2 protein-coding genes are annotated in these 1744 nt (G+C 61.6%); both read left to right on the plus strand.

Annotated elements, in window-relative coordinates; translation table 11 throughout:
* Positions 1-207, plus strand: a 207-nt coding sequence (locus tag AWB68_RS50535) for a hypothetical protein (RefSeq protein ID WP_235028873.1), incomplete at its 5' end; no start/stop codon positions are given.
* A gap of 266 nt (positions 208-473) precedes the next feature.
* On the plus strand, positions 474-1744 hold a 1271-nt coding region (locus AWB68_RS44550), incomplete at its 3' end, for a thiamine pyrophosphate-requiring protein (protein WP_087650411.1).

A 1744-nucleotide genomic window follows, 5' to 3' on the forward strand; every position in this document is an offset into this window, starting at 1 on the left:
TTCCGCAGGCCGGGAACACGCGGTGACGAGCGCGCAAAGCAACGCAGCGGCGAGGTAAAGGCGAACGCGGAGGTCCTTGTTCCGAAGCTGAGACAAACCTTGCATTTGGAATTCCTTCGATTGGCGATCGTACCTGATGTTCAAGCGCGCTCGGGCATCGGACAGAGCGGGAACTGCTCACATCATGTACTTTGTATCATTACGTGATATATCCTACATGGGATGGCTCTGCTTTTCCTGACGACCAACCGTGCGTTGTTAGCGCGCAATCGAGCGTATTTCGCCTTGCAAGCATAACCGCTGGAGTCCGGGCCATGCGGCGGTCGATTCCAAGGCGGATGACGGAGACAACAGCGCAATGCGGCACGGCGTTTGCGCTGTGGCCAACATTCGACGTCGACTGTAACCGGTGATCGTTACACGGTCGGTGGAACGTCAACACGAAATGCTCTGTCGTTCGCAAGGAGGCTGTAATGTCACAAACCGTCGGCGACTTTCTGGTTGATCGTCTTTACGCGTGGGGCGTGCGCCGTATCTTCGGATATCCGGGCGACGGCATCAACGGCGTCTTCGGCGCGCTCAATCGCGCAAAGGACAAGATCGAATTCATTCAGGCACGCCACGAAGAAATGGCCGCATTCATGGCATCCGCGCATGCCAAATTTACCGGCGAACTCGGCGTGTGCATTGCGACTTCGGGTCCCGGCGCGTCGCATCTCCTGACCGGCCTGTACGACGCGCGCATGGACCACATGCCGGTGCTCGCGATCACCGGGCAACAGGCGCGCGCCGCGCTTGGCGGCCACTATCAGCAGGAACTCGATCTTGTTTCGATGTTCAAGGACGTCGCCGGGGCTTTCGTGCAGCAGGCGAGTGTGCCGTCGCAGGTGCGCCATCTGGTCGATCGCGCGGTGCGCACGGCGTTGTCGCAACGCAAGGTCACGGCCATCGTCCTGCCGAACGACCTGCAGGAACTGGAATATGAAGCGCCCGCGCGCAAGCACGGCACGCTGCATTCGGGCGTCGGCTTCAGTGCGCCGAAAGTGGTTCCTTACGACGCCGACCTCCGGCGCGCCGCCGAGGTCCTGAACGAAGGCAAGAAGGTAGCGATCCTGGTCGGCGCCGGCGCGCTGAATGCGACCGACGAAGTCATCGCTGTGGCCGACAAGCTCGGCGCGGGCGTGGCAAAAGCGCTGCTTGGCAAGGCTGCGTTGCCCGACGACCTCGCCTGGGTGACGGGCTCGATCGGTTTGCTCGGCACGAAACCGAGCTACGACCTGATGATGGAGTGCGACACGCTCCTGATGATCGGCTCGGGCTTTCCCTACTCGGAATTCCTGCCCAAGGAAGGCAATGCGCGAGGCGTCCAGATCGATATCAAGGCCGACATGCTGAGCCTGCGTTATCCGATGGAAGTCAATCTCGTCGGCGACAGCGCCGAGACCTTGCGCGCGTTGCTGCCGATGCTAGCCGAGAAAACGGACCGCGCATGGCGCAAGAAAATCGAAGGCTGGACCGCCGACTGGTGGAAGACGCTGGAAAAGCGTGCTCTTGAACCGGCTAAGGGCGGCGTCAATCCGCAACGTAGCGTGTGGGAACTGTCGCCACGCATCCCGGCCGATGCGATCGTCACGAGCGATTCCGGCTCGTGCGCGAACTGGTACGCGCGCGACCTCAAAGTGCAGCGCGGCATGATGTGTTCGCTGTCGGGCGGGCTGGCGTCGATGGGCGCGGCGGTGCCTTA

Origin of the sequence: Caballeronia choica (assembly GCF_001544535.1) — a bacterium.
GTDB lineage: Bacteria > Pseudomonadota > Gammaproteobacteria > Burkholderiales > Burkholderiaceae > Caballeronia > Caballeronia choica.